Origin of the sequence: Streptomyces sp. CBMA123 (genome assembly GCF_014596465.1) — a bacterium.
GTDB lineage: Bacteria > Actinomycetota > Actinomycetes > Streptomycetales > Streptomycetaceae > Kitasatospora.
Window position 1 is genome coordinate 18,718 of the sequence record NZ_MECK01000590.1, and the last position, 24,370, is coordinate 43,087.

Here is a 24,370-nt window from a genome sequence, read left to right on the forward strand (position 1 = left end):
GGGCCCTACGCCCCACCACGACATGCCGAACCCCTCCCGAGGTCAAGGAGACCAGCGATGACCGGCCAGACCACCCACACCGCCACCGCCGACGGGCCGGTGGTCCTGGGCATCTCGGCGCACTTCCACGACTCCGCCGCCGCCCTGCTGGTCGGCGGCCGACTGGTGGCCGCCTCCCACGAGGAGCGCTACACCCGCCGCAAGCAGGACCCGGAGCTGCCCCGCCTCGCCGTCCAGGACTGCCTGCGCCAGGCCGGGCTGAAGATCACCGACGTGGACTGCGTCGCCTACTACGAGGACCCGGTCAAGAAGCTGCACCGCCAGCTCTGGGCCGGCCTGCCGGCCTTGCCGGACAACGGCCCGATGGCCCGCTACCGGCTGGACGCCGACCGCCCCCGCCGGGAGATCCGCGACCTGCTGGGCTGGGACGGCCCGGTCGAGATCGTCGACCACCACCTCTCGCACGCGGCCAGCGCCTACTACTTCTCCGGCTTCGAGGACAGCGCCGTGCTGACCGTGGACGCCGTCGGCGAGTGGGCCACCAGCACCTGGGGCGTCGGCCGCGGCGCCGAGCTGGAGCTGCGCGAGCAGGTCGGCTTCCCGCACTCGCTGGGCCTGCTCTACAGCGCCGTCACCGGCTACCTCGGCTTCGAGGTCAACGAGGGCGAGTACAAGGTGATGGGCCTCGCCCCGTACGGCGAGCCGCGGTTCAAGGAGCAGATCGAGCAGCTGATCCACCTCGACGAGGAGGGCGGCTTCCGACTCGCCCTGGAGTACTTCGACTTCGCCGACCCGGAGGGCATGCTCGGCGAGCGCTTCGAGAAGCTGCTCGGAGTGCCGCCCCGCGTCCCGGAGTCGGAGATCGAGGGCGTCCACTACGACCTGGCGCGCTCCATCCAGCTGGTCACCGAGGAGACCCTGCTGCGGATGGCCGACAAGGCGCACCGGATGTCCGGCAGCCGCAACCTGTGCATGGCGGGCGGGGTCGCGCTCAATGTCGTCGCGGTGCGCCGGATCGTCGAGGAGGGCCCGTTCGAGAACGTCTTCGTCCAGCCCGCCTCGGGCGACGCGGGCGGCAGCCTCGGCTGCGCGGCCGTGGCCCACCAACGGCTGACCGGCGAGCGCCCCGCGCGGGAGCGGCAGCGCTCGGCGCTGCTCGGCTCGGGCACCGGCTCGGACGAGATCGCCGGGCTGCTCGGCGCCTACGCCGGCCACTCCTTCCTGGACTTCCGGGGCGACGAGGCGGGCCTGCTGGACGCGGTCTCGTCCCGGCTGGCCGACGGCAAGGTGATCGGCTGGTACTACGGCCGGGAGGAGTTCGGTCCGCGCGCCCTCGGCGGGCGCTCCATCCTCGCCGACCCGCGCGGCGACGACACCCGGGACCGGATCAACGCCTCGGTCAAGATGCGCGAGGCCTTCCGCCCCTTCGCCCCCGCCGTGCTGGCCGAGCACGCCCGGGAGCACTTCAGGCTCGACCACGAGTCGCCGTTCATGCTGGAGACCTGTGAGGTGGACTCCCCTCTGCACCTGCCGGCCATCACCCACGTCGACAACTCGGCCCGGGTGCAGACCGTCACCGAGCAGCAGAACGGCCGGTTCTACCGCCTGATCAAGGCCTTCGCCGAGCGGACCGACTGCCCGCTGCTGCTGAACACCTCGTTCAACCTGCGCGGCGAGCCGATCGTGCACACCCCGGTCGACGCCCTGCTCTGCTTCCTGCGCTCGGACATCGACTGCCTGGTGCTGGACGACTTCGTGCTGGACCGTTCGGCCCTGCCGCAGTCCTGGGTCACCTGGTTCAAGGGCACCCGCCCGCCCCGCCACCAGCAGGTCAGCGACAACGTCTACACCCTGCTCTGACCACCCGCGCTGCGGGCCGCCGTCGCGGGGTTCGGCGCGGCGGCCCGCAGCGGTGGTACGGGCTCAGCCCTGGCAGAGGCCCCGGCTGTAGTCGAAGGTCGCGGCGGCCTGCGAGTACTGCCACTGCGGGGCGAGCAGCTGCGCGTCCACCTGCGCGGCAGCGGCGCGGTCCTCCACGACGTAGCCGAAGTCCTGCAGCCAGGCCGGGTAGAGGTTCTTCGACCCGATGAAGAACGCCGAGCCGTCGACCGAGACCAGCTTGTGGTGCAGCGCGTACGGGTGCCCGTCGGCCCAGGTCGGGGCGGACGCGGCGCGGAACGGGGCGAGTTGGAGGTTCCGGCACATCGCCGTCCGGGCCTGCGCCGGGTCGCCGAGCCGGGCGGTGAGGCGCGCCGCGAGGGTGTCGCTGATCTCGTTCAGGGACTTGATCTGCGAGTAGCCGCCGCTGCCGACCGCACCCCGGTTGCCGGGGTCGCTGACCACGATGCGGACCTTCACCCCGTCGGCGAGCTTGCCCGCGAGCAGGTCGAAGAGCCGTGCGTCGTAGCGGGGCATCGGCGGGCAGGTGCCGGTCACGTCCTGCTGGGAGATGTCGATCCGGCTGCCGGCGCTCGCGACCAGCGCGCGCAGCGCGTTCTCCTCCGGGTTGACCGTCTCGTAGGCGCGGTCGTCGTTGGTGCGGTCGCGCAGGCCGATCGGGCCGCACTTGACGTCCTCGGCGCCGGCCGCCGGGTCCGGGCGGTACCCGGAGGCCGGGTCGGTGTCGCGGATCCCGACGCCCAGGCCGCCGACGGCGATCACCGGCAGGGTGCCGGTGGCGGGCACCTGCCCGGCCGCCGGGTTGAGCCGCTTCTCCAGGTCGGGGGTGCACCCGGCGCCGTTGGAGGAGGCGAACCAGGCGGCCGAGAGCACACCGCTGTTGCGGCAGGTCCAGTCCCACAGGGTGTCCAGGTAGGCGCCGGCGGAGGCGGCGGCCGGACCGTTCAGCGCGAGGTCGACGTCCGTCACCGGGTGGGCGGTGTCCAGGTAGTCGCTCTTCCAGTTGTTGATCCCGCCGGTGATGACGCTCTGCCCGTCGACGACCAGCAACTTGGAGTGGTTCCAGGAGAACGCGGTCTTCGCGGTGGTCATCGAGGCCACCTCGACGGTCACCCGGCCGGCCGCCCCGCCGAGCCGGGCCACCAGCTCGTCACGGTACCTGGACGGCAGCGCGGTGATGTTGAGCAGCGGGGCGGCCCCGGCGAGGATCCGCACGTGCGGCGCGTTCCCGGCGGCCACCGACGCCTTCAGGCCGTCCACGATGGCGTCCTGGAACGCACCGTCCGGGAACGGGGCCAGAGTTGATATGTCGACGGTCCGCGTGGCCCGCGAGATGTTCTCCCGCATCCGGTCCAGCAGCCGCTTGGTCCCGGCCCGGTCACCGCAGGAGGCGTCCCCCCAGCACCCCGGCGTCTGCAGCAGCCACCCACCCGGATCCCCCGCCGGAGCGTCCAGCCGGTTCCCCGCCGTCCGCTGCCACACCACGCCCTCCAGCCCGGGCGACACCTGACGCAACGTCCGCTCCACCGCGTCCAGGTGCGGAGTGCCATCGACGGGCACCGCGGCGGGCACCGCCTCCGCGAACGCGGGGGCGACGGGCAGCACACCGACAGCGGCGGCGAGGGCCAGCGCGGAACCGGCCAGACGGCGGCCGGAACGGCGGGAGTGGCGGGACTGGTGAGAGAGCACGTACGAGTCCTTCATGCGGGGCCGGGGACGTTCACCCGGACGACACCGATAAATTACCTCAAAGTAACCTGATGTGCTGTCAGGGTCCCATCAAGGAGCCCGAACCGGCCTGACTCACCCTCAGCGCCGTGCAGGTACCGTGCCCGGACATCACCAAGGAGCCCACGGATGGCGGCAGTCGCCGGCCACGCCCTGGCAGCCGTCGCGGCTACCGGCCCCGCACAACGCAAAGGAGCCGGGGCCGACGCACCAAGTGCGCCGACCCCGGCTCCTGCTGGTAGCGGGGACAGGATTTGAACCTGCGACCTCTGGGTTATGAGCCCAGCGAGCTACCGAGCTGCTCCACCCCGCGTCGTTGACACCACCCTATGCGACCACCCACCCGAAACGGAAATCGTCTTCCCGCAGACTCCAGGTTCCACGGCTGCGTCAGCACCGTCGGTCGGTCTCTGGCAGCCGGCCGGCGACACGGTCAGCCCATGGCCACCAAGGCGCCGGCGAGGACGGCGGCCACCATCCTGCGGATGGCGGTGGTCTGCGGCGGGGCGCTCGTCCGGTCGGCGAACAGCAGGTGCCCGGCCCCGACGAGGGTGGGGGCGAGCGTGTCGATGTCAGCGTCGCCGGCCAGGCGACCCGACTCCCGCTCCGCGGTGAGGTATGCGGCGATCATGGCGGTGCCTTGCATGAGCAGTGGGATGCCGGCCAGACCGGCCTCGCGCAGCCGTGCGCGGAGGCCGTCGCGGAAGGTGATGAGCGCGACGATCGCCACCGTGACCGGCCCGAACAGGTCCTGCAGTGCGTCGGCCAGGTTGTCCACCACGCTCCCGGTGCCGGCGGCGGCACGCAGAGTCGTGGTGCGGTCCTCGATTCCGCGGATGCGGTCGAGGACCAGTGCTGCCAGGAAGGCGTCGAAGTCGGTGAAGTGCCGGTGCAGCACGCCCTTGGCGCAGTTCGCCTCTTCCGTGACCGCCCGGCTGGTCAACGCGTCGGGCCCGTCCCGAAGCAGGACGCGCTCGGCGGCTTCGAACAACTGGCCGCGGACGTTGTGGATGTGCACTCCTGACGGCATTGTCTCCCTTTCCGCGCCGCCCCGTCTTAACAAGTGGGCAGCTGCCCATTAGTGTGGGCGCATGCCCACTTTATCGCAGGGACAACCCGACAAGTCCGGCCCCGAACCCCACCGCCACCGGCAGACGGCCGAGTCGTTCGGCGTGGACGCCGAACGCTACGACCGCGCCCGACCGCCGTATCCCCAGGGCCTGATCGACAGGATCGTCGCGGCGAGCCCAGGCCTGCGCGTCCTCGACGTCGGAGCCGGGACCGGCATCGAGGCCCGGCAGTTCCAGGCTGCCGGCTGCACGGTGCTCGGCATCGAGCCCGACGAACGGATGGCCGCCTTCGCACGACGCAGCGGTGTGGAGGTCGAGGTTGCCAGGTTCGAGGACTGGCAGCCGGCCGGGCGGCAGTTCGACGCGGTCATCGCCGGCACCGCCTGGCACTGGGTGGACCCCGTCGCCGGTGCGGCCAAGGCAGCCCAGGTACTCGGGCCCGGCGGCCGACTCGCCCCCTTCCACCACGTCCCCCAGCTCCCGGCCGAGGTGATCGACGCCCTCGCCGAAGCACTCCGACGGTTCGCCCCCGATTCCCCGTTCAACCCCGGCGTGCTCAGAGGCTCGGCCGTGGACGCCTACCAGCCACTGTTCGCGAAAGTCGCCGACGGGATCCGGCAGACCGGCAGCTTCAGCGAGCCGGAACAGTGGCGCTTCGCCTGGGAGCGCACCTACTCCCGAGACCAGTGGCTCGACCAGCTCCCCACATTCGGCGGCCTCACCCAACTCCCCGCGGACAAGACGGCGGAGGTCCTGAACAGCGCCGGGACCGCGATCGACAAGCTCGGCGGCCACGCCACCGTGCCCTACACATCCGTCGTGATCACCTCGACCCGCTCCCCTACAGCCTGACCGCCGCAAACGTCGGGCGTCGCCGGGCACGAGCAGACTCATGAGCTCGGCGACGCCCCCGGGGTAGCGGGAAAGGCTCTCCGGCTTGTTGCACCGGACCTCAGCCCAACGGTCCGTCCCTGCGGGCCACACGATTGCCGAAGATCAGCCGATCGGCCCGCTGCTGACGCGACATGGAATCCGGGGTCTCAGCAGGTCTCACTGCCAACGGAGCGACTCGGCCTACAGGACCCTCTCGCCCTGGGGCCGGCCCGGGTGGATCCGGACCGGCCCCAGGGGCGCCGCGAGGTCAGCAGATCCGCGGCAGCTGCTCGCCCATCGGCAGGTCGACCACCCGGGTGCCGCCGAAGCCGGTGCGGGCGACGACCATCCCGGGGTGGTCCTCGACGCACTCGCCGATCACCACCGCCTCCGCCCCGAGCGGGTGGGCCCGCATCGCGGCGAGCACGGCCTCGGCCTCGTCACGCGGGACGAAGGCGACCAGTTTGCCCTCGTTGGCGATGTACATCGGGTCCAGGCCCAGGACGGCGCAGGCGTTGGCCACCGGATCCGGGACGGGGACGGCGCGTTCGCTGAGCACCACGCCCACCCCGGCGGCCGCCGCGATCTCGTTCAGCGCCGCCGCGAGTCCGCCCCGGGTGGGGTCGCGCAGCACGTGCAGGTCACGGCTCGCCGCGAGCATGGCCTCGACCAGCCCGCCGAGCGCCGCGCAGTCGCTGCGCACCTCGACTCCGAACTCCAAACCCTCCCGGACGCTCATGATCGCCACTCCGTGCAGGCCGATCGGCCCGCTGACGATCACCACGTCGCCCGGGCGGGCCCGCTGCGGCCGGATGTCGACCCCGGCCGGGACGAGCCCGATGCCGGCGGTGTTCAGGTAGACGCCGTCGCCGTGCCCGGCCTCCACGACCTTGGTGTCCCCGGTGGCCACCTCCACCCCGGCCGCGCGGGCGGCGGCGCCGATGGCCCGGGCGATCCGGTCCACCACGGCCAGCTCCACCCCCTCCTCCAGGATGACGCCGCAGGACAGGTAGGCCGGCCGGGCCCCGCTCATGGCCAGGTCGTTGACGGTGCCGTTGACGGCGAGGTCCCCGATGCAGCCGCCGGGGAAGAACAGCGGCCGCACCACGTAGGAGTCGGTGGAGAAGGCGAGCCGGGCGCCGCCGAGTTCCAGCACGGCGGAGTCGGCGAGGCCGGCCAGCGCCGGGCCGCCGTAGGCGGGCGCGAAGACGTGCTCGACCAGTTCGGCGGACATCGCCCCGCCACCGCCGTGCCCCATCACCACCCGGGGGTGGTCGCGCAGCGGCAGCGGGCAGCTCCAGCCGGAGAAGTCGGGCACGGCCGACGGTTGCGTCAGCGTCTCGGTGTCAGCCAACGGGGCTCGCCTCCTGGACGGGGCTCGGCGTGCTCAGCCGCCGGTAGAGGTAGTACGCGGCGCAGGCGCCCTCGCTGGAGACCATGGTGGCGCCGAGCGGTGTGCGCGGGGTGCAGACGGTCCCGAAGGCCTCGCACTGGTGGGGTTTGAGCAGCCCCTGGAGCACCTCGCCGGCCCGGCACTGGGCGGGTTCGCTGGTGCGGATGCCCGTGACGTCGAAGCGGTGTTCGGCGTCGTGGTCCCGGTAGCGCGGGGAGAGCCGCCAGCCGCTCTGCGGGATGACGCCGATGCCCCGCCAGGCACGGTCGGTGACTTCGAAGACGTCCTCCAGCATGGCGCGGGCCGCCGGGTTGCCCTCGGGGCGGACGGCCCGGGGGTAGGCGTTGTCGACGGTGTGCTCCCCGCGTTCCAGCTGCCGTACCGTGCGCCGGATGCCCTCCAGGATGTCCAGCGGTTCGAAGCCGGTGACGACGATCGGCACCCGGTGGCGCTCGGCGAGCGCGGGGTACTCGGCGGTGCCCATCACGCTGCACACGTGCCCGGCGGCCAGGAAGGCCTGGACCCGGCAGTCCGGCGATTCCATGATCGCCTCGATCGCCGGGGGCACCCGGACGTGCGAGACCAGCATGCTGAAGTTGCGCAGGCCCTGCTTCCGGGCCAGGTGGACGGCCATGGCGTTCGGCGGGGCGGTGGTCTCGAAGCCGATGCCGAAGAAGACGACCTCCCGGTCCGGGTTCTCCCGGGCGATCTTCAGCGCGTCGAGCGGCGAGTACACCACCCGTACGTCGCCGCCCTCGCTCCGGACCCGGAACAGGTCGCGGTCGGTGCCGGGCACCCGCAGCATGTCGCCGAAGGAGCAGAAGATCACTCCGGGCCGGGCGGCGATCGCCAGGGCCCGGTCGATCACCTCCAGCGGGGTGACGCACACCGGGCAGCCCGGCCCGTGGATCAACTCGACCTCGTCCGGCAGGAGTTGGTCGATGGCGTGCCGGATGATGCTGTGCGTCTGGCCGCCGCACACCTCCATCAGCGCCCAGGGGCGGGTGACCGTCGCCCTGATGTCCGCGAGCAGGCCCTCCGCCAGCTCGGGGTTGCGGAACTCCTCCAGGTACTTCACCGCTCGACCTCCTCAGCCGATCCGGCCGCCGGCTCACCCGCCGCCGCCTCCCACGGGTCGCCGAACTCCTCCTGCAACAAGCCGAGTTCCTCGAACAGCGCCAGCGTCCGCCGGGCCGATTCCTCGTCCAGGCGCTGCAACGCGAAGCCCACGTGGACGATCGCGTACTCCCCCACCGCCAGATCGGGCAGGTATTCCAGGCACACGTCCTTGACCACCCCGCCGAAGTCCATCACCGCCATCCGGGTCCCGTCCCGCTCCCCGATCTCCGTCACCCTGCCGGGCACCGCCAGGCACATCCGCTCTCACTCCTCCCGGGCGGCCGACGACCGGCCGGCCACCATCAGCTGGCCGAGCGCCAGCCCTCCGTCGTTGGGCGGCACCCGGCGGTGCCGCAGCACGGTGAATCCGTCCTCCCCGAGGCCGCGGGCGCAGGCCGAGGAGAGCAGCGCGTTGGCGAAGACGCCGCCGCTGAGCGCCACCGTGGTGGTGCCGTGCCGGTCCCGGACGACCGCGCAGACCCGCCGGACGGCCTCGGCGACCGCCGTGTGGAAGCGCGCGGCGACCAACCCGGCCGGCGCCCCGGCGGTCACGTCGGCGACCACCCCGGCCAGCACCGGCCCGGGGTCGAGGACCCAGCTGTCCCGCTGAGCGACCAGGTCGAAGGCGTAGCCCTCGGCCGGGCCGAACTCCACGGCGGCCGCCTCCAGTTCGATCGCCGCCTGGGCCTCGTACCCGGCCCGCTGGCAGACCCCGGCGAGCGAGGACACCGCGTCGAACAGCCGGCCCATGCTGGAGGTCGGCACGCAGTTCAGCCCGCATTCCAACTGCCGTTCCAGCAGCCGAAGTTCCTCCTCCGGGCAGGCCCGGACCGAGGGCAGCGCGGCGGTCCAGGGCAGCCCGGCGGCCCGCAGGTGGGCGAGCGCCGTCCGGTACGGGCGCTCGACGGCGGCGTCGCCGCCCGGCAGCGGCACATAGCCGAGGTGGGCGAGGCGGCGGTACCCGTCGTAGTCGGCGAGCAGCACCTCGCCGCCCCAGATCGCGCCGTCCTCGCCGTAGCCGGTGCCGTCGAAGGCCACGCCCAGGACGGGCCGGCCGCCGTCCAGGCCGTGTTCGGCCATGACCGCGGCGATGTGGGCGTGGTGGTGCTGCACCCGGCGCACCGGCCGGCCGGCGGCCGTGCGCTCGGCGTGCCGCAGCGAGCGGTAGCCGGGGTGCCGGTCGGCGACCAGCAGTTCGGGCCGTACCCCGCTGACGGTGCCGAGCTGTTCGACGGCCCGGTCGAAGGCGCGCAGCGTGGCCAGGTCGTCCATGTCGCCGATGTGGCCGGACAGCCAGGCGTAGCCGTCCCGGGCGAGCGCGAAGGTGTTCTTCAGGTCGCCGCCGACCGCCAGCACCGGCCGGACGGGCACGGGCAACGGGAGCGGCAGCGGCGCGTAGCCGCGCGAGCGTCGCAGTGGCAGCTGTTCGCCGTCCACCACCCGCACCACCGAGTCCTCGCAGGGGACGTTGATCGGCCGGTCGTGGGTGAGCCAGCCGTCGACCAGCGGGGCGAGCGTGGTGAGCGCGTCCCGGTCGTCGGTGACGATGGGCGCGCCGGAGAGGTTGGCGCTGGTCATCACCAGCAGGTCCGGCCCGGGGGCGGCGAGCAGCAGGTGGTGCAGCGGGGTGTACGGGAGCATCACCCCGAGGTCGGGGCTGCCGGGGGCGACGGCCGGCAGTCGCGCCGTGCAGCCGCCGGAGCGGCGCAGCAGGACGATCGGCCGGACGGCTCCGGTGAGCAGTTCCCGTTCGACGGGCCCGACCGGCAGCAGGCCCTCGACGGTGGCGAGGTCACGGGCCATCAGGGCGAACGGCTTGTCGCCGCGCCGCTTGCGGCGGCGCAGCAGGGCGACGGCGTCGGCGTCGCGGGCGTCGCAGGCGAGGTGGTAGCCGCCGAGGCCCTTGATCGCGAGGATCGCCCCGCCGGCGAGCAGCCGCCGGGCCTCGCCGAGGGCGTCCTCGCCGCCGAGTCCGGCCCGGCCGGGGACGGTCAGGGCGAGTCGCGGTCCGCAGGCGTGGCAGGCGACGGGCTGGGCGTGGAAGCGGCGGTCGGCGGGGTCGCTGTACTCCCGGGCGCAGTCCGGGCACATCGGGAAGCCGGCCATGGTGGTCTCGGCCCGGTCGTAGGGCAGGCCGGTGACGATGGTGTGCCGGGGGCCGCAGTTGGTGCAGCTGATGAACGGGTGCCGGTGGCGCCGGTCGGCGGGGTCGGTGAGTTCGGCCAGGCAGTCGGCGCAGGTCGCGACGTCGGGCGGGATCAGGGTGGCGCGGGGGCCGTCGGTGCGGGAGGGGGTGATGGTGAACCCGGTGGCGCCGGTGGCGGTGAGCGGCGCGTGGTCCACCGCGGCGACCTGGGCGAGCGGCGGCGCGTCGGCGGCGACCCGTCGGCAGAAGGCGTCCAGGGCGGCCGGGTCGCCCTCGACCTCGGCGAGGACGCCCTCGCCGGTGTTGGTGACGCTGCCGGCCAGTCCGAGTTCCCCGGCGAGCGCGAAGACGAACGGCCGGAAGCCGACGCCCTGCACCAGGCCGCGGACGGCGACCCGCCGCCGTTCGCGGTCGAGTGCCGTCACGGCCGCTCCGGCACCGCGTCGTGGTGGTGGTGCCCGGCGTGCTCGTGCCCCGCCGCCATCACCGGCCGGTGCACCTCGCCGCCGTCCAGCACGCCCAGCGCCCGTTCCAGCAGCGCCCCGACGCCGTCACCGCTGCGGGCCGAGGTCCGCACCACCTCCACGCCGGGGTTGACCCGCTGGACGTTCGCCAGGAACGCCGCCTCGTCGAACTCGGCCGCCACGGCGAGGTCGGCCTTGGTCACCAGGACGAGGTTGGCCAGTCCGAACGCGGTCGGGTACTTGAGCGGCTTGTCCTCGCCCTCGGTGACGGAGGCCAGCACCACCCGCAGCGATTCGCCGAGGTCGTAGGAGGCCGGGCAGACCAGGTTGCCGACGTTCTCCACGAACAGCAGCCGGCAGTCCCGGGGCAGCCAGCCGTCCAGGTGGCCGGCGAGCATCCGCGCCTCCAGGTGGCACAGGCCGTCGGTGAGCACCTGCTTCACGGGCGCGCCCGAACGGGCCAGCCGCAGCGCGTCGTTCTCGGTGGCGAGGTCGGCGGTGAGCGCGGCGACCTCGATCCCGCGCTTCCGGGCGAGGCCCAGCTCGGCCTCCAGCAGGGCGGTCTTGCCGCTGCCGGGGCTGGAGAGCAGGTTGACTGCGACCGTCCCGCGGGCGGTCAGCGCGGCCCGCAGTTCGCGGGCGCTGTCGTCGTTGCGGGCGAGCACCGCCCGGCGCAGGTCGACCGTGTGGCCTGTCTGGCACATCGGCGTCAGCCTTTCTGTTCGGCCGGGACGCCGGGGCGGCTGGCCCACTCGACGTCGAGGATCTGGAGCTCGCGCCCGGACAGCAGCTCGACGCCGGTGCCGGTGCGGCAGTCCGGGCAGCCGAGGTCCGGCGGCATGCCGACGGCCCACTCGACGGCGCAGGGCGCGCAGCGGGCCCGCGCCGGGACGGCCTCGGTGTCCAGCACCGCGCCCTCCACCAGCGTTCCGGCGCAGGCGAGTTCGAAGCAGAAGTCGAGGGCCTCGGGCACCACGCCCGCCAACTCGCCGACCTGCAGCCGGACCCGGGCCACTCCGGCGGCCCGGTGTTCGCGCGCGGCCGTGTCCACCTGCTCGACGACGGCGGCGGCGATCGACATCTCGTGCATCGGTCCCTTCCCACGGCGGGCGGCAACGCGCCCCATTACAGGGGGCGGTGGCGGCGACGGCTCGAAGCCGCGCCGCCACCGCGTCCGGGGCTGCACCGTTCGCAGCAATCCGCGGCTCACATCCGCGAGATCTTCACGTACCGCTTGAGGTCCGGCAGGCTCTGCCAGACCAGCGCGCCGATCCCCGCCAGCAGGGCCGCGCAGAACAGTTTCCTCAGCATGGTGTTGTCCTCCTCTCTGCCCGAGTCCTCTCCGCCCGAGTCCTCTCCGGCTGCGGGCCCGACGGCGACGCGGCCTCCCGCAGGGCCTCCTCGACGGCCTCCAGCACCGTCCGGACGGCCTCCGCCACGGCGGCGGCCACGGGGGCGCTCAGCCCGATGCCCTCCTCCAGCGACGCCGGTTCGCAGCCGACCACCAGCACCCGCGCGGGCGGTTGGCCCCCGGTGCCGGCGGCGAGCGTGGCGAGCAGGCCGAGGACGGCGTCCGGGCCCATCCGGTGGCCGTCCAGGACGGGCACCTCCAGCGGCTCGGCGGCCGCCTCGATCAGGTAGACGGTGCCGGGCGCGCCGCCGCGGCAGGTGGCGTCCACCAGGACGGCGGTCCGGTAGCCGTCGAGCAGCCGGTAGGCGAGGTCGACGCCGCGCACCCCGACGTCGACCACCTCGACGCCGTCCGGCAGCGGGTGGGCGGACAGTCGCCGGACGGTCTCGACGCCGAAGCCGTCGTCGCCGAGGAAGATGTTGCCCACCCCGGCGACCAGCACCTTCGCGCCGGTCACGACTCCTCCAGCGGGGTGACCTCGTCGGGCTGGAAGTACCGGAAGCGCCCCTGGGCCCGCCACAGGTCGGCGCCCGGGTCGTCCTCCACGGTGACGGCGAGGTGGACGGAGCCGTCGACGTCGTGCAGCACCGCCTCGACGACGCCGGTCCGCCCGTCCAGGAAGAGGTCCTGGGCGTCGGTGCGCCGCCGTCCGGGCCGCAGCAGGACCCGGCTGCCCGCGCCGACCGACCGGCCGTCGACCAGCACCCGGTCCCGCTCGGGGTCGACGTCCGGGTCGCCGCCCGGGTCCCACCAGGGCTGTTCGGGGTCGGAGCCGCCGGTGATCTCGCGCAGCCCGCGCACGGCGCCGTGCAGGCGTTCCAGTACCTCGGGCGGCATGGACTCGGCCAGGTCGAGCACCGCCCCGGCCCGGTCGTCGGTGCCCCGGGCCTCGCGCTTCTCCTGGTCGGTCAGGGCCGCCGTGCGCAGGGCCAGGATCTCGTCGATCTCGGTGGAGTCGTAGAGGGTGCCGAGGCTCTCCGGGGCGATCCTCGGGTGGTCCTCCAGGATGATCGGCGAGGACAGCATCACCTGGCACCCGTCGTCCGGTCCGGCCAGGACGGGCCAGGTGCGCTCGTTGCGGCACCGTTCGACGGCCGGGCGGGCCCACTCGGGCGGATCGGTGGCCGAGACGAACCGGCCGTGCTCCAGCCCGAGCAGCAGGTGGGCGGAGACCAGGGAGCGCGGCAGCGCCTCCTCCCGGGTGTCCTTCCGGTGCGGCGTCCAGGCGGAGGCGTTCTCCACCTCGGCGGTGAGTCGCTGCGCCCGGTAGGGGCCGGGGAGTTCCTCGACCCGCAACCGCACCAGCCCTTCGACCTCCTCGCGCCGCCGCACCAGCCGGCCGACGGCACTGCCGTGCTCGTGCACCAGCTCGGTGCCGCCGACGCCCGGCAGCCGGAACCCCCGCTGCACTCCGCCGTCGGCCAACTCCTCGACTGACAGCAGGAGTTCGACCCGCTCCTCGACGCCCTCGTCCCATTCGACGAGCACCCGGTCGGCGAGCTCCAGCCGTTCCACCGGTTCGAACCCGCCGGTGGCGGTGGCCCGTTCGACGGTACGCCGCTGGACCCGCAGGAAGCGCAGCTCGACGGCCAGCCGGTCGCCCTGCCGCGCCTCCATGACGCACTCGGTGCGCTGGTGGGAGTGCTCGCCGCCCTGCACGGTGTACTCGGGCGGCACCAGCACGCCGAACTGCCAGCGCAGCCGGTTCTTGGCGGCCGACGCCCGGTACGGGTAGAGCACGTAGCCCTCCAGCAGCACCGCGTCGGCGATCTGCCGGGCGGCCGCGAAGCCGTGCTCGATGCCTTCGGGGAAGGTCGTCACCGGGCCCCCTCCCCGACGGCCGCGGTCGCGAGCAGTGCCCGCACCGTCGCCTCCCAGGAGGGCAGGGCCCGTCCGGAGCGGTAGGCGAGCAGGTCGTCCAGCACGTCCTCGGGCAGCCGCAGCCAGCCGCAGCCTGGGAAGTGCTGGTCGACGGCCTCCCGCCAGACCCGCACCGGCATCCGCACCCGGGCCTCCTTGTCCCAGGGCACGGGGGTGACCTGGAAGCCGCCGGGGCCGGCGAAGGCGGTGCCGGAGAAGAGCAGCAGCAGCGGCACCTCACCGTCCTCCAGTGCCCGGAAGTACCGGGCGCAGGCCACCTCCAGGTCGTAGCCGCACGGCACCACCAGGTCGGCCTCGGTCTCCCCGGTGAAGCCGGGCACCAGCAGCGGCACGGTGGCGAACTGGATCGGGTTGAGGGTGGTCGCCCAGCGCTCCCGCCCGCCGAAGAGGTCCGCCAGCCGCTCGCCCTCGGCGTCGGTGTAGGGCCGGCGGACGGGTTCGATCCGCAGCTGGCACTGCAGGGCGAGGGCGTGCACCCGGGTGTCGGCGGGTGCCGTGATCCGCAGCCGGAACACCAGCGTCGGCCCGGCCGCGTACGGGGCGGAGCGGACGCCGGTGCAGGCGAAGCCGAGCGCGGTCATGCCGTCACCGCCGTGGGCAGCGGGCGGGCCCGGTCGGCCAACTGCGCGAAGAACGCGTCGAGTTCGGCGCGAGCCTCGGCCCCGCCGTCGAAGCCGTGCCAGCACCGCCGGAGCCGGCCGACCAGCTCGTAGCAGTAGTCGATCGGCACCAGGTAGCAGTCGATCCGGCCTTCGGTGCGGCGCAGCAGCAGCGCTTCCACGTCCGGTTCCAGGGCGGCGGCCAGCCGGCTGGTGCCGAGGGCGCGCTGCCAGGCCTCCTCGTCCACCTCGCTCTCGGTGGCGCCGGCCGGCCCGGGGTAGAACGCGAGCAGCCGGTCCAGCACGGCGTTGCGGAACAGGAAGACGGTGCCGACCGGGACGCCCAGCACCGACCAGGCCCGCTCGTCCACCTCGGCGTCCCGGTCGACCAGGCAGCGGTCCGGCACGGTGCGGTAGCGGCCACCGGCCGCGCCCGGCTGCTGGAACAGCAGGCCGCAGGCGGTGCAGGTGCAGGCCAGGGCGCGCTCCTCGACGTCCACCAGGTGGCGGTGGCCGGGCGGGAGGTCCCGGCCGCAGAGGCCGCACTGTTCGGGGCGCGGCGGGGCCGGCTCGCGCAGCCGGCGCAGCAGGGCGGTCCCGTCCCGGGAGACCCTGCGGGTGTTCACCGCGCCTCCGCGGGCTGCGGCGGGCGGGTGCCGATCTGGAGCAGCTGGGGGGCGCGCTCCAGCTCCAGGGCCGTCACCTCGGGGGCGTGGCAGGCGAGGGCGGCCTCCACCTCCGGCTCGCCGCAGCCGCAGCCGGAGGCGGTCCGGCGCAGCCGCAGGGTGCCGGTCGCGGGTTCGTAGCCGAGCACCTCGACCCGCTCGGGCAGGCCGGCGAGCGCCCGGTCGATCCGGGCGGTCAGGTCCTCGGGGTGGAGGTCGTGCAGGAGCAGCAGCCCGGCCACCGCCGGGTCGTCCAGCATCCGGTCCAGGGCGGGCGGGGGCAGCGCGGGGACGAGTCTGGCCAGCCCCTCGCCGTAGAACTCCATGAGGTCGCGGACGAGTTGCTCGCCCGCCTGCTCGGCGCCGCTGCCGGCCAGGGCGTCCAGGGCCTGCTGGATCCGCTGCCCGGTCTGTTCGGCCGTCATGCGGTGAGCCCGCTCAGGCCGGTGGGCACGTGCATGGTCTTCAGGGTCTGGCCGTTGCCGAGGTACATGTGCACGCCGCAGGGCAGACAGGGGTCGAAGCTGCGCACCGCGCGCATGATGTCGATGCCCTTGAAGTTCTCCGGGGAGTTCTCCTCGAAGATCGGGGTGTTCTGCACCGCGTCCTCGTACGGGCCGGGCGTGCCGTAGCTGTCGCGCACGCTGGCGTTCCACGGGGTGGGCGGGTACGGGTGGTAGTTGGCGATCTTGCCGTCGCGGATCACCATGTGGTGCGAGAGCACGCCGCGGACGGCCTCGGTGAAGCCGCAGCCGATCGACTCGTCCGGCACCTCGAAGCGCTCCCAGGTCTGGCTGCGCCCGGCGCGGACCTCCTCCAGCGCCTTCTCGGCGAAGTGCAGGGCGGCGGCGGCCGCGTAGGCCTGGAAGTAGGTGCGGGCGCGGTTGCGCTCGATGGCGTTGCTCCACTGCGGGATCTTCCACTCGAAGGTGACCTCGGGCTTGGTCATCGAGCGGGGCAGGTTGATCTTGACGCTGTGGCCGGTGGCCTTGATGTAGCCGATGTCGACGAGGCCGGACAGCGCGGTGGACCACAGCCGGGCGATCGGGCCGCCGCCGGTGTCGAGCGCGAGGTGCTCCTTGCCGTCGAACCAGCGCGGGGACATCACCCAGCTGTACTTGTCGTCGAAGTTGCGCTTCTGCGGCTGGGGGATGGTGTGCTGGTTCCACGGGTGCCGGGGGTCGACCGGGTTGCCCAGCGGGTCGTGGGTGACGAACAGTTCCTTGCCCTGCCAGTCCTCGTAGTAGGAGCTGCCGAGCAGGATCCGGATGCCGAGGTTGATCTCGGTCAGGTCGTTGGTGACGAGCTTGCCGTCCACCACGACGCCGGGGGTGACGAACATCCGCCGGCCCCAGTCCGTCATGTTGCGGTACGTGAAGTCGCAGTGGTCCGGGTCGTTGAGGCTGCCCCAGCAGCCGAGCAGGACGCGGCGCCGGCCGACCTCCTCGTAGCCGGGCAGCGCCTGGTAGAAGAAGTCGAAGAGGTCGTCGTGCAGCGGCACGACCTTCTTCATGAACTCGACGTAGCGCATCAGCCGGGTCAGGTAGTCGGTGAACAGCTGCACCGTCGCGACCGTGCCGACGCCGCCGGGGTAGAGCGTGGAGGGGTGCACGTGGCGGCCCTCCATCAGGCAGAACATCTCCCGGGTGTAGCGGCTGACCTGGAGCGCCTCGCGGTAGAACTCGCCCTCGATCGGGTTGAGCGAGCGCATGATGTCGGCGATGGTCTTGTACCCGTGGTCGCCGGCGTGCGGGGCCTCGGTGCGTTCGGCCAGTTCCAGTACGCCCGGGTTGGTCTCGCGGACCATCTTCTCGCAGTAGTCGACCCCGACCAGGTTCTCCTGGAAGATGTTGTGGTCGAACATGTACTCGGCGGCCTCGCCGAGGTTGATGATCCACTCCCCCAGGTGCGGGGGCTTCACGCCGTACGCCATGTTCTGGGCGTAGACCGAGCAGGTGGCGTGGTTGTCGCCGCAGATCCCGCAGATCCGGCTGGTGATGAAGTGGGCGTCGCGCGGGTCCTTGCCGCGCATGAAGACGCTGTAGCCGCGGAAGACCGACGAGGTGCTGTAGCACTCCGCGACCCTCTTCTGCTTGAAGTCGATCTTCGTGTGGATGCCCAGGCTGCCCACGATGCGGGTGATCGGGTCCCACGACATCTCGGTCAGGCCGCTGCCGTCGCCGGCCGCCCTGGTCGTCGGTGTTGCCATCGTCTCTGCGTGTCCTTGTCTACGGGGTCTGCGGGTCGCACTGGCCGGGCGGAGCTCGACGGGGGCCGCACACCGGGTGGTGTGCGGCCCTCCCCTGTCACCAGGGCGGGCGGTAACCCGTGGTCAGGTGGCGGCCGGTGCGGCGCCACTTCGGTTCCTTGTCGACGGTCTGCAGGGTGATCGCGCGCAGCCGGCGGATCACCGCGCCGTACGCGGTGCTGGCGCCGCTGGAGACCCGCGAGCCGGGCGGCGGGTCCATGAAGGGCATGAACTTGTCGGGGAAGCCCGGCATGGTGCAGGCGATGCAGATCCCGCCGACGTTCGGGCAGCCGCCGACGCCGTTGATCCAGCCGCGCTTGGTGACGTTGCACTTGACGACCGGGCCCCAGCAGCCGAGCCGCACCAGGCACTCGGGGGTGCCGTAGTCGGTGGCGAACTGGCCCTGTTCGTAGTAGCCGCCGCGGTCGCAGCCCTCGTGCACGGTGGCACCGAACAGCCAGGCGGGCCGCAGCTTGTCGTCGAGCGGGATCATCGGCGCGGAGCCGGCCAGCTGGTAGAGCAGGTAGGTGAGCGTCTCGGCGAAGTTGTCGGGCTGGATCGGGCAGCCCGGCACGCAGACGATCGGCAGCCCGGCCTTGGACTTCCAGTCCCAGCCGAGGTAGTCCGGCACGCCCATCGCGCCGGTCGGGTTGCCGGCCATCGCGTGGATGCCGCCGTACGTGGCGCAGGTGCCGATCGCGACCACGGCGGTCGCCTTGGAGGCGAGCCGGTCCAGCCACTCACTGGTGGTGATGGGCTGGCCGGTGGCGGGGTCGTCGCCGAAGCCGCACCAGTAACCCTCCTTCTTGATCTTCTCGTTGGGGATGGACCCCTCGACGACCAGGACGAACGGTTCGAGCTCGCCGCGGTCGGCCTTGAAGAACCACTCGATGAAGTTGTCCGCGCCCTGGACCGGGCCGCACTCGAAGTCGATCAGCGGCCAGTGCACCGCGATCTTCGGCAGGCCGGGCAGCGCGCCGGTGACGATCTCCTCGATGCTGGGCTGCATCGCGGCGGTCAGCGAGACGGAGTCCCCGTCGCAGCTGAGACCGGCGTTGATCCAGAGAATGTGCACCACGTCGGTGTCGGTTGTTGCAGCACCCATGAGGATGCCTCCTCGGGGATGGGAGCCGGAGGAAATGGCTCGGACCCAGTCATAGCAACGGTTCGGGCCGCCCGCCCGTCCACGGACTCGGCGGGGCGGCCATGTGCGCGCAAGCCCGGCGGGCTATTCGGGTCACCGGGGGGCGGGCAGCCCGGCGGTGACCGGGCGCTTGTGGACGAACGCGGACCGCAGCGCGTGGTACGGCGATTCGGGTGTGAAGAACTGCCCGCGCATCACCGCCAGCTCCTCCCGCCGGTACGCGTCGAGCGGCTTGACCCGCTCGTCGGCCTCGCGGGCGGCCTTCTTCGCCGCGATCCGGCGCTGGGTGGCGGGCGAGGCGGCGAGCAGCCCGGCCATCCGGGCCGCGCCCGCGCCGAACTCCTCCGGACCGCCGTCGAGCACCCGGTCGACCAGGCCGATCCGCTCGGCGGCGGACGCGGACACCGGGAGGGCCCGGCCGGTCAGCCGCTCGGCCTCCGCCGCGCCCACCCGGCGCGGGAGGGTGTACGTCCAGTACTCCGACCCGTACAGGCCCATCAGCCGGTAGTGCGGGTTGAGCACCGAGCCGCGGCGGCACCACACCTCGTCGGCGGCCAGTGCCAGCATCACCCCGCCGGCCGCGGCGTTGCCCGCGAGGGCGGCGACCACCAGGCGGTCGGTGGTGGTGAGCACCTCGGCGACCAGGTCGTCCATCGCGGTGATGTTGGCCCAGGACTCGGCGGCCGGGTCGGGCGCGGCCTCGATGACGTTGAGGTGGATGCCGTTGGAGAAGAAGTCCCGGCCGCCGCCCAGCACCAGCACCGAGGTCGGGCGGCCGAGGGCGAAGCGGTACCCGGCCAGCAGCCGGCGGCAGTGCTCGGCGGACATCGCCCCGCCCGGGAAGGAGAACCGCAGGAAGCCCACCGGGCCGTCCTCGCGGTAGCGGATGTCCGACCACCCGGGCTCGTCGTCCTGCGCCGGCATCAGCGGGGCCGGCCGCTCCGGGACGGGCGGCAGCAGGGCGCCGAGCGCCGTGACCGCCGGGAGCTTGACGGTGGCGGGGCCGCCCGGGGTGCGGCGGCGGCGCAGTTCGGGCAGCCACACCGCGCCGTCCCGGGTAGCCCGGCAGACGGCGCCGGCCCGGGTGGCGAGCAGCTCGCCCGGGCGGCCGCGCAGCTCGGGCTCGGGGTGGCCGCCGTGCAGGTACCACTCGGCGCCGCACAGCTCGTCCAGCACCCCGGGCTGGGAGTCCGCGGCGCGGAGCCGGCGCAGCACCTCCTCGGTGGGGTCGCCCGTCCAGTCGATCCGGCGCTCCTCCTGGCGCAGCAGCGGCCGGGTGCGGATGCTCTTGCGCCAGCCGGGGCCGTGCTGCGGCTGGGGCGCGTGGGTGCCGGAGGCGACACGCTCCACGGCGAGCAGCGCGGCCGCCACGGCCGCGTCGGAGACCTCGTTGCGGTACAGGTCGCTCTTGCCGCGCTCGGGGAGCCGGCAGGGCGCCCAGGCCCAGACCGGTCCGGCGTCCATCTCCTCCTCGGCCTGGAGCACCGTGACGCCCCACTCGGTGCGGCCCTCCTGGACCGCCCGGTCGAGCGAGGAGGGGCCGCGGTCGCCCGGCGGGCCGGGGTGGACGATCAGACAGGTGAGCTGCGACCAGAGGCGCTCCGGGATCGCGGTGCGCAGCATCGGCGCGAGCACCAGGTCCGGCCGCAGCCGGTTCACCGCTGCCATCAACTCGTCGTCGTCACCGGCCAGGTGGACGTCGACCCGGTGACGCCGGTCGCGCAGTTCGGCGTGCAGCCGCTGGCTGAGGCTGTTGAACGCGCTGGCGAGGAGCAGGATCCGCATGTCCGCCTCCGACGGTGAGGGCCTCCGGGAACCCGGCGATCATCGCCGCCGGTCCGCCCGGCCCCCGGCCCGTCGCCCCCGCCGCGCCGCCCGTTCACCCGGGCGGCGGGGCGGTCTCCCCGGGGCTCGGGTCAACGCCGGCCGCGGGCGGACAGCAGGACGGTGAGCGCCACCAGGGCGACGCCCTCGGCCCAGGCGGCGAGCGTCTTGTCGGCGAACCAGAACGGCTCGTACATGTTCGGCAGCGGGCCGAGGGGGCCGACGTCGACGTAGCGGTAGAGCAGCAGCGCCCCCAGGCCGGAGGCGGCGACCAGCCAGCCGAAGAGGTCGCCGGTGCGGCGGCGCAGCAGCAGGACGAGCAGCACCGCGAGGCTCGCGGCGGCGGCCTCGGCGCGGAACAGCGTGCCCTGGCTGAGGGTGTCGCCGACGGCGTCGTAGCGCTCGGCGAGCCGGGCGTGGACGGCGGCGTCCACGGCGAGTCCGGCGGCGGCCGCCAGGCGCAGCAGCAGGTGGGCGGTGCGCCGGGCGGGTGCGGGGGTCGCCACGGCGGCTCAGCCGACGGTGAGGGTGCCGTGCATGAACGGGTGGATGGTGCAGATGTACGGGTGGGCGCCGGTCTGCTGCGGCACGGTGAAGGTCGCGCTGGCGCCGGGCTGGATCGTGCCGGTGTCGAAGGACTTGTCGACGGCGGTGAGGGTGTGGGCGACGGAGTCCTGGTTCAGCACGGTGACGGTCTGGCCGGGGCCCGCGGTCAGGGTCGCGGGGGCGAACGCGAAGTCCTTGATGGTGACCTGGAGGGCGTCGGCACTGGCCGCCGTGCTGCTCTGCGCGGGGCTCGTCATGGCCGGGCTGGTGGCGGCGGGGCTGGTCACGGCCGGGCTGGTGGCGGCGGGGCTGGTCACGGCCGGGCCGGACGCGGTGCTCGGACTGGCCTTGGTCGGCGTGCCCGAGCTGGAGCAGGCCGCGAGGGCGGCGGCGAGCAGGAGTGCGGCGGCTGCCTGGAGGGGCCGGGGGCTGGTCACGTGCGGGCTCCGTTCGGGAGGGGTGCGCCGGCGGGGGGCGGGGGCGGCGCGCTTCCAGCGTGCTGCGGTACGGGCCCGGCACGGGCAGGCCGAGACCTCCGGACAGCCCGCCGATTCATTCGTGCGAGTGAAAGCACTGGTACTGAGCTGACGCCAAGGGGGTTCCGCGGCGGTGCGATGCGGGGGAATCGTGGAGATTCCTCCCCTGGACGCTGCCCCTCGGTGCACCGGGTAGGCGCCCCGGGTAGGCCGGGCCGCCCCCGCCCGGCGCGTCACGATCGCAGGAGGCCGAAGCGATGCAGCTGTCCACCGTCCGCCCGGTGCCCGTCACCTTCCCCGACAGCGCGGAACCGGACGTCCCGGTCCAGGCGGAACTCCGCTTCGACGCCGGCCTCCCGTACGCGGCCTGCCTGGCGTTCCCGCTCACCCCGTGCCGGTGCACCGGCGACGGCGCCCGGGTGTCCTGGTACTTCAGCCGCGAGCTGCTCAACGAGGGCCGGCTCGGCCCGGTCGGCAGCGGCGACGTGCGGATCTGCCCGGGGCCCGAGGGCGAGGTCCTGATCACGCTGCGGGGGCCCGTCGGCCGGGCCCTGGTCAGCGCCCCGGAGGACGTCGTCACGGCGTTCCTCTCGGACTCCTTCGCCCTGGTGCCCGCCGGATCGGAGTCCGACCACCTGGACGTCGACGCCACCGTCGCCCGGCTGCTCACCGCCGACTGAGCCGGACGCCCGCGGTGCTCCGTAGAATCCACGGGCCGAACCGCCCACCCACCGTCAGGAGACCGCGTTGACGCCCCACCCCGGACCGGGTGTGCTCACCCACCTGGACTCCCTGCTCCACCAGGCCCCCGCCGACCGGAGCGGGGCGCTGTGGCGGCTGCGGGAGGAGGGGCGCCAGCTGGACGCCAACATCATCCGCCTCCCGGCGAACGCCGAGGTCGCCGCGCACGTGGAGCCGGACCTCGACGTCCTGGTCCAGGTGCTCGGCGGCAGCGGCCAGCTGGCGACGGACAACGGCCGGCAGGCCCTCTCCCCCGGCTGCACGGCCTGGCTCCCGCACGGCGCCCGCCGGGCCCTCTCCGCGGGCGAGGACGGCCTGGTCTACCTCACCGTCCACCGCCGCCGCCCCGGCCTCACCGTCCGCCCCGCGCCGGCCGGGTAGCCGGTCGGCGGGGGGCGGACGGGGGCCGTCCCGGAGGTGCGCACCCGGAGAGTTACTTGACAGGCTCAACCTTTCAGGCCTAGCGTCGTCGCGATTGTTTCAGCTGATGAAAAATTGAGCGTGCAAGCCATCGGGCGCCATCCGGCCCGAGGCGCCGCGACACCCGTGGCACGCGACACCCGTAGCACTGGAGACAGCCCCCATGACCCCGCTGGACCACGGCGCCGCCGTCGCCGCCGAGACCGCCCGCTTCGTCGCCGCCGTACGGCAGGCCGACCCCGCCCTCCCGGTGCCCGGCTGCCCCGACTGGACGCTCGCCGACCTCGTCCGCCACACCGGCAGCGCCCAGCGCTGGTTCACCGTGCTGCTCCACCAGCGGATCCAGGAGCCGCCGCGCAGCCGGGACGTCGACCTGCGGCTGCCGGAGCGGCCGGAGGACCTCCCGGACTGGCTGGCCGAGGCCGCCGAGGAGGCCGGCGCCGCGTTCGCCGAGGGCGACCTCGATGCGCCGATGTGGGCCTGGGGCGCCGACCAGCACGCCCGGTTCTGGGTGCGGCGGATGCTGTTCGAGACCCTCGTCCACCGCGTCGACGCCGAGACCGCGCTCGGTCTGGCGCCGGAGATCGACCCGGCCCTCGCGGCCGACGGCGTGGCCGAGTTCCTGACCAACCTGCCCTTCGCCACCCTGTTCGCCCCCGACACGGCGCGGCTGCGCGCCGAGGACCGGACCATCCGCTTCACCCGCACCGACGGCGAGGGCGACTGGCTGGTCCGGCTGCGTCCCGACGGCTTCGGCCTCGACGACTCCGCTGCGGCGGCCGACGCCACCGTCCGGGCCTGCGCCGCCGACCTGCTGCTGCTCCTGTACGGGCGGCTCGACCGCACCGCGGCCGGCATCGAGCTGGCCGGGGACGCGGAGCTGCTGGCGCACTGGTTCGCCCACTCCGCCTTCTGAGCACCACCGGGCGACGCGCCCGGAAGGAGACCGGCCGGACCTGCGAAGGTCCGGCCGGTTCTTTCGTCCTGGCGGGGCGCTCCGGCCGTGACAGGTGCCGACCGGGTCAGCCGGTCGCGGCCAGGGTGCCGTCGAAGCCGGCGGCCGCGAGGCCGAAGGACAGCGTCATCCCGATCCCCGAGGTGACCGAGAGGGCCCGCACCCCCGGGGCCAGGTCGCGCACCAGCAGCGGGCCGCGCGGGCTGGTGGCGTAGACGCCCTGCCAGCGCTCCAGGATCCGCAGCGTCGGCACGCCCAGCACCCGGGCGACGGCGTCGATCAGCAGCTCGTGGGTGCGCTCGTCGACGAACGGCGGGGTGGTGGCGTCGTAGTGGTGCGAGTCGCCGACCAGGACGCTGCCGTCCGGCAGCCGGGTGAACATCACATTGGCGCCGATGTCCAGCAGCTCCGCGCTGTGGCCCAGCACCTCCGCCCGAAGCAGGGCGGCCGAGGACTGGGAGGTGAAGGCGTCGTAGCGCAGCATCGACGTGGCGGTCAGCACCGCGGTGTTGGTGCGGAAGCCGGCCGGGGCCTCGGCCCGTGCCATGGTCAGCCGGCAGCGTTGGACCTGGTGGTCCTCGGCGATGTCGGGGAACAGGTAGTCCACGTCGTGGCCGACGCAGACCAGGATCCGGTCGCCGTGCACCGGGCCGCGGGTGGTGTGCACCGTGCCGGACTCGACGCCGGTGACGGCGGTGCCCCACCGGACCCGCCCGCGCGGCTGCTCGGCCACCCAGCGGGCCAGCGCGGGCGCCGCCTCGCGCGGGT

General features: G+C 73.7%; 25 protein-coding genes and 1 tRNA gene. 5 read left to right on the forward strand and 21 right to left on the reverse strand.

Annotated features, from left to right (window positions below; translation table 11 throughout):
• The first annotated feature begins 57 nt into the window (after nucleotides 1-57).
• Entirely contained in the window at nucleotides 58-1,860 is a 1,803-nt protein-coding gene (locus BG452_RS37830; protein WP_188308867.1) for a carbamoyltransferase, read from the forward strand.
• Between the two features lie 63 nt (nucleotides 1,861-1,923).
• Here the strand turns inward: BG452_RS37830 and BG452_RS37835 are convergent, their stop codons facing one another.
• The 3 genes from BG452_RS37835 to BG452_RS37845 all read right to left on the reverse strand — a co-directional run bounded on the left by BG452_RS37835 (nucleotide 1,924) and on the right by BG452_RS37845 (nucleotide 4,645).
• Nucleotides 1,924-3,588, reverse strand: a complete 1,665-nt coding sequence (locus BG452_RS37835; RefSeq protein WP_317621413.1) for a phospholipase D-like domain-containing protein — start codon at nucleotides 3,586-3,588, stop codon at nucleotides 1,924-1,926.
• 275 nt (nucleotides 3,589-3,863) lie between these two features.
• A tRNA-Met gene (locus BG452_RS37840) sits at nucleotides 3,864-3,940 on the reverse strand.
• 120 nt (nucleotides 3,941-4,060) lie between these two features.
• Nucleotides 4,061-4,645, reverse strand: a complete 585-nt coding sequence (locus BG452_RS37845; RefSeq protein WP_188308869.1) for a TetR/AcrR family transcriptional regulator — start codon at nucleotides 4,643-4,645, stop codon at nucleotides 4,061-4,063.
• Between the two features lie 73 nt (nucleotides 4,646-4,718).
• Here BG452_RS37845 and BG452_RS37850 point away from each other — a divergent pair, with 73 nt between their 5' ends.
• Nucleotides 4,719-5,549, forward strand: coding sequence for a class I SAM-dependent methyltransferase (locus tag BG452_RS37850; RefSeq protein ID WP_188308870.1), 831 nt, complete (start codon nucleotides 4,719-4,721; stop codon nucleotides 5,547-5,549).
• Nucleotides 5,550-5,838: 289 nt separating this feature from the next.
• On the opposite strand, the gene hypE is transcribed toward BG452_RS37850, so the two are convergent.
• The 17 genes from hypE to BG452_RS37925 all read right to left on the reverse strand — a co-directional run bounded on the left by hypE (nucleotide 5,839) and on the right by BG452_RS37925 (nucleotide 21,447).
• Nucleotides 5,839-6,924, reverse strand: a complete 1,086-nt coding sequence (hypE, locus tag BG452_RS37855) for a hydrogenase expression/formation protein HypE (protein ID WP_411293083.1) — start codon at nucleotides 6,922-6,924, stop codon at nucleotides 5,839-5,841.
• Nucleotides 6,917-8,041 carry a hydrogenase formation protein HypD gene (hypD, locus tag BG452_RS37860; RefSeq protein WP_188308871.1) on the reverse strand — a complete coding sequence of 375 codons (1,125 nt, stop codon included), beginning with the start codon at nucleotides 8,039-8,041 and terminating at the stop codon, nucleotides 6,917-6,919. Before hypD ends, hypE begins: the two co-directional genes overlap by 8 nt.
• Nucleotides 8,038-8,340 carry a HypC/HybG/HupF family hydrogenase formation chaperone gene (locus BG452_RS37865; protein WP_188308872.1) on the reverse strand — a complete coding sequence of 101 codons (303 nt, stop codon included), beginning with the start codon at nucleotides 8,338-8,340 and terminating at the stop codon, nucleotides 8,038-8,040. The genes hypD and BG452_RS37865 overlap by 4 nt, the downstream gene beginning before the upstream one ends.
• A gap of 6 nt (nucleotides 8,341-8,346) precedes the next feature.
• Nucleotides 8,347-10,653 (reverse strand): carbamoyltransferase HypF, encoded by a 2,307-nt coding sequence (gene hypF / locus BG452_RS37870; protein ID WP_188308873.1) that lies wholly within the window; start codon nucleotides 10,651-10,653, stop codon nucleotides 8,347-8,349.
• Nucleotides 10,650-11,396 carry a hydrogenase nickel incorporation protein HypB gene (gene hypB / locus BG452_RS37875; protein ID WP_188308874.1) on the reverse strand — a complete coding sequence of 249 codons (747 nt, stop codon included), beginning with the start codon at nucleotides 11,394-11,396 and terminating at the stop codon, nucleotides 10,650-10,652. Before hypB ends, hypF begins: the two co-directional genes overlap by 4 nt.
• A 5-nt stretch (nucleotides 11,397-11,401) precedes the next feature.
• Nucleotides 11,402-11,782 carry a hydrogenase maturation nickel metallochaperone HypA gene (gene hypA, locus BG452_RS37880; protein ID WP_188308875.1) on the reverse strand — a complete coding sequence of 127 codons (381 nt, stop codon included), beginning with the start codon at nucleotides 11,780-11,782 and terminating at the stop codon, nucleotides 11,402-11,404.
• A gap of 116 nt (nucleotides 11,783-11,898) precedes the next feature.
• Nucleotides 11,899-12,003: a DUF6893 family small protein gene (locus tag BG452_RS48280; protein WP_411293084.1), complete on the reverse strand. Its 105-nt coding sequence runs from the start codon at nucleotides 12,001-12,003 to the stop codon at nucleotides 11,899-11,901.
• The gene (locus BG452_RS46470) at nucleotides 11,997-12,560 is read right to left on the reverse strand and encodes a hydrogenase maturation protease (RefSeq protein ID WP_317621414.1); all 564 of its coding nucleotides are present in this window, start codon (nucleotides 12,558-12,560) and stop codon (nucleotides 11,997-11,999) included. The genes BG452_RS48280 and BG452_RS46470 overlap by 7 nt, the downstream gene beginning before the upstream one ends.
• Nucleotides 12,557-13,924, reverse strand: coding sequence for a hypothetical protein (locus BG452_RS46475; RefSeq protein WP_317621415.1), 1,368 nt, complete (start codon nucleotides 13,922-13,924; stop codon nucleotides 12,557-12,559). Before BG452_RS46475 ends, BG452_RS46470 begins: the two co-directional genes overlap by 4 nt.
• Nucleotides 13,921-14,565, reverse strand: coding sequence for a DUF6084 family protein (locus BG452_RS37890; protein ID WP_188308876.1), 645 nt, complete (start codon nucleotides 14,563-14,565; stop codon nucleotides 13,921-13,923). The genes BG452_RS46475 and BG452_RS37890 overlap by 4 nt, the downstream gene beginning before the upstream one ends.
• Entirely contained in the window at nucleotides 14,562-15,209 is a 648-nt protein-coding gene (locus BG452_RS37895) for a DUF5947 family protein (RefSeq protein ID WP_411293085.1), read from the reverse strand. Before BG452_RS37895 ends, BG452_RS37890 begins: the two co-directional genes overlap by 4 nt.
• Entirely contained in the window at nucleotides 15,206-15,673 is a 468-nt protein-coding gene (locus tag BG452_RS37900) for a thioredoxin (protein WP_188308877.1), read from the reverse strand. The genes BG452_RS37895 and BG452_RS37900 overlap by 4 nt, the downstream gene beginning before the upstream one ends.
• Nucleotides 15,670-17,457: a nickel-dependent hydrogenase large subunit gene (locus BG452_RS37905; RefSeq protein ID WP_188308878.1), complete on the reverse strand. Its 1,788-nt coding sequence runs from the start codon at nucleotides 17,455-17,457 to the stop codon at nucleotides 15,670-15,672. Before BG452_RS37905 ends, BG452_RS37900 begins: the two co-directional genes overlap by 4 nt.
• Nucleotides 17,458-17,554: 97 nt before the next feature.
• Nucleotides 17,555-18,601, reverse strand: coding sequence for a hydrogenase expression protein HypE (locus tag BG452_RS37910; RefSeq protein ID WP_188308879.1), 1,047 nt, complete (start codon nucleotides 18,599-18,601; stop codon nucleotides 17,555-17,557).
• 132 nt (nucleotides 18,602-18,733) lie between these two features.
• A complete protein-coding gene (locus BG452_RS37915; protein ID WP_188308880.1) occupies nucleotides 18,734-20,425 on the reverse strand; it encodes an enoyl-CoA hydratase-related protein in 1,692 nt (563 codons plus the stop codon).
• A gap of 131 nt (nucleotides 20,426-20,556) precedes the next feature.
• Nucleotides 20,557-20,970, reverse strand: a complete 414-nt coding sequence (locus tag BG452_RS37920) for a hypothetical protein (RefSeq protein WP_188308881.1) — start codon at nucleotides 20,968-20,970, stop codon at nucleotides 20,557-20,559.
• Between the two features lie 6 nt (nucleotides 20,971-20,976).
• The gene (locus tag BG452_RS37925) at nucleotides 20,977-21,447 is read right to left on the reverse strand and encodes a cupredoxin domain-containing protein (protein ID WP_317621416.1); all 471 of its coding nucleotides are present in this window, start codon (nucleotides 21,445-21,447) and stop codon (nucleotides 20,977-20,979) included.
• A gap of 296 nt (nucleotides 21,448-21,743) precedes the next feature.
• Between BG452_RS37925 and BG452_RS37935 the strand changes: the two genes are divergently transcribed.
• The 3 genes from BG452_RS37935 (at nucleotide 21,744) to BG452_RS37945 (ending at nucleotide 23,563) form a co-directional block, all read left to right on the forward strand.
• Nucleotides 21,744-22,166: an SsgA family sporulation/cell division regulator gene (locus BG452_RS37935; protein ID WP_188308884.1), complete on the forward strand. Its 423-nt coding sequence runs from the start codon at nucleotides 21,744-21,746 to the stop codon at nucleotides 22,164-22,166.
• A gap of 67 nt (nucleotides 22,167-22,233) precedes the next feature.
• Nucleotides 22,234-22,608, forward strand: a complete 375-nt coding sequence (locus tag BG452_RS37940) for a cupin domain-containing protein (protein WP_188308885.1) — start codon at nucleotides 22,234-22,236, stop codon at nucleotides 22,606-22,608.
• 202 nt (nucleotides 22,609-22,810) lie between these two features.
• Nucleotides 22,811-23,563 (forward strand): maleylpyruvate isomerase family mycothiol-dependent enzyme, encoded by a 753-nt coding sequence (locus BG452_RS37945; RefSeq protein ID WP_188308886.1) that lies wholly within the window; start codon nucleotides 22,811-22,813, stop codon nucleotides 23,561-23,563.
• Between the two features lie 106 nt (nucleotides 23,564-23,669).
• On the opposite strand, the gene BG452_RS37950 is transcribed toward BG452_RS37945, so the two are convergent.
• The coding region (locus tag BG452_RS37950; protein ID WP_188308887.1) for an FAD-dependent oxidoreductase at nucleotides 23,670-24,370 on the reverse strand (701 nt) is incomplete at its 5' end.

Coding starts and splice junctions, on each gene's coding strand:
- BG452_RS37830 (WP_188308867.1), top strand. CDS start 58: ATGACCGGCCAGACCACCCACACCGCCACCGCCGACGGGCCGGTGGTC.
- BG452_RS37850 (WP_188308870.1), top strand. CDS start 4,719: ATGCCCACTTTATCGCAGGGACAACCCGACAAGTCCGGCCCCGAACCC.
- BG452_RS37865 (WP_188308872.1), bottom strand. CDS start 8,340: ATGTGCCTGGCGGTGCCCGGCAGGGTGACGGAGATCGGGGAGCGGGAC.
- hypB (WP_188308874.1), bottom strand. CDS start 11,396: ATGTGCCAGACAGGCCACACGGTCGACCTGCGCCGGGCGGTGCTCGCC.
- hypA (WP_188308875.1), bottom strand. CDS start 11,782: ATGCACGAGATGTCGATCGCCGCCGCCGTCGTCGAGCAGGTGGACACG.
- BG452_RS48280 (WP_411293084.1), bottom strand. CDS start 12,003: ATGCTGAGGAAACTGTTCTGCGCGGCCCTGCTGGCGGGGATCGGCGCG.
- BG452_RS37890 (WP_188308876.1), bottom strand. CDS start 14,565: ATGACCGCGCTCGGCTTCGCCTGCACCGGCGTCCGCTCCGCCCCGTAC.
- BG452_RS37900 (WP_188308877.1), bottom strand. CDS start 15,673: ATGACGGCCGAACAGACCGGGCAGCGGATCCAGCAGGCCCTGGACGCC.
- BG452_RS37905 (WP_188308878.1), bottom strand. CDS start 17,457: ATGGCAACACCGACGACCAGGGCGGCCGGCGACGGCAGCGGCCTGACC.
- BG452_RS37910 (WP_188308879.1), bottom strand. CDS start 18,601: ATGGGTGCTGCAACAACCGACACCGACGTGGTGCACATTCTCTGGATC.
- BG452_RS37915 (WP_188308880.1), bottom strand. CDS start 20,425: ATGCGGATCCTGCTCCTCGCCAGCGCGTTCAACAGCCTCAGCCAGCGG.
- BG452_RS37935 (WP_188308884.1), top strand. CDS start 21,744: ATGCAGCTGTCCACCGTCCGCCCGGTGCCCGTCACCTTCCCCGACAGC.
- BG452_RS37945 (WP_188308886.1), top strand. CDS start 22,811: ATGACCCCGCTGGACCACGGCGCCGCCGTCGCCGCCGAGACCGCCCGC.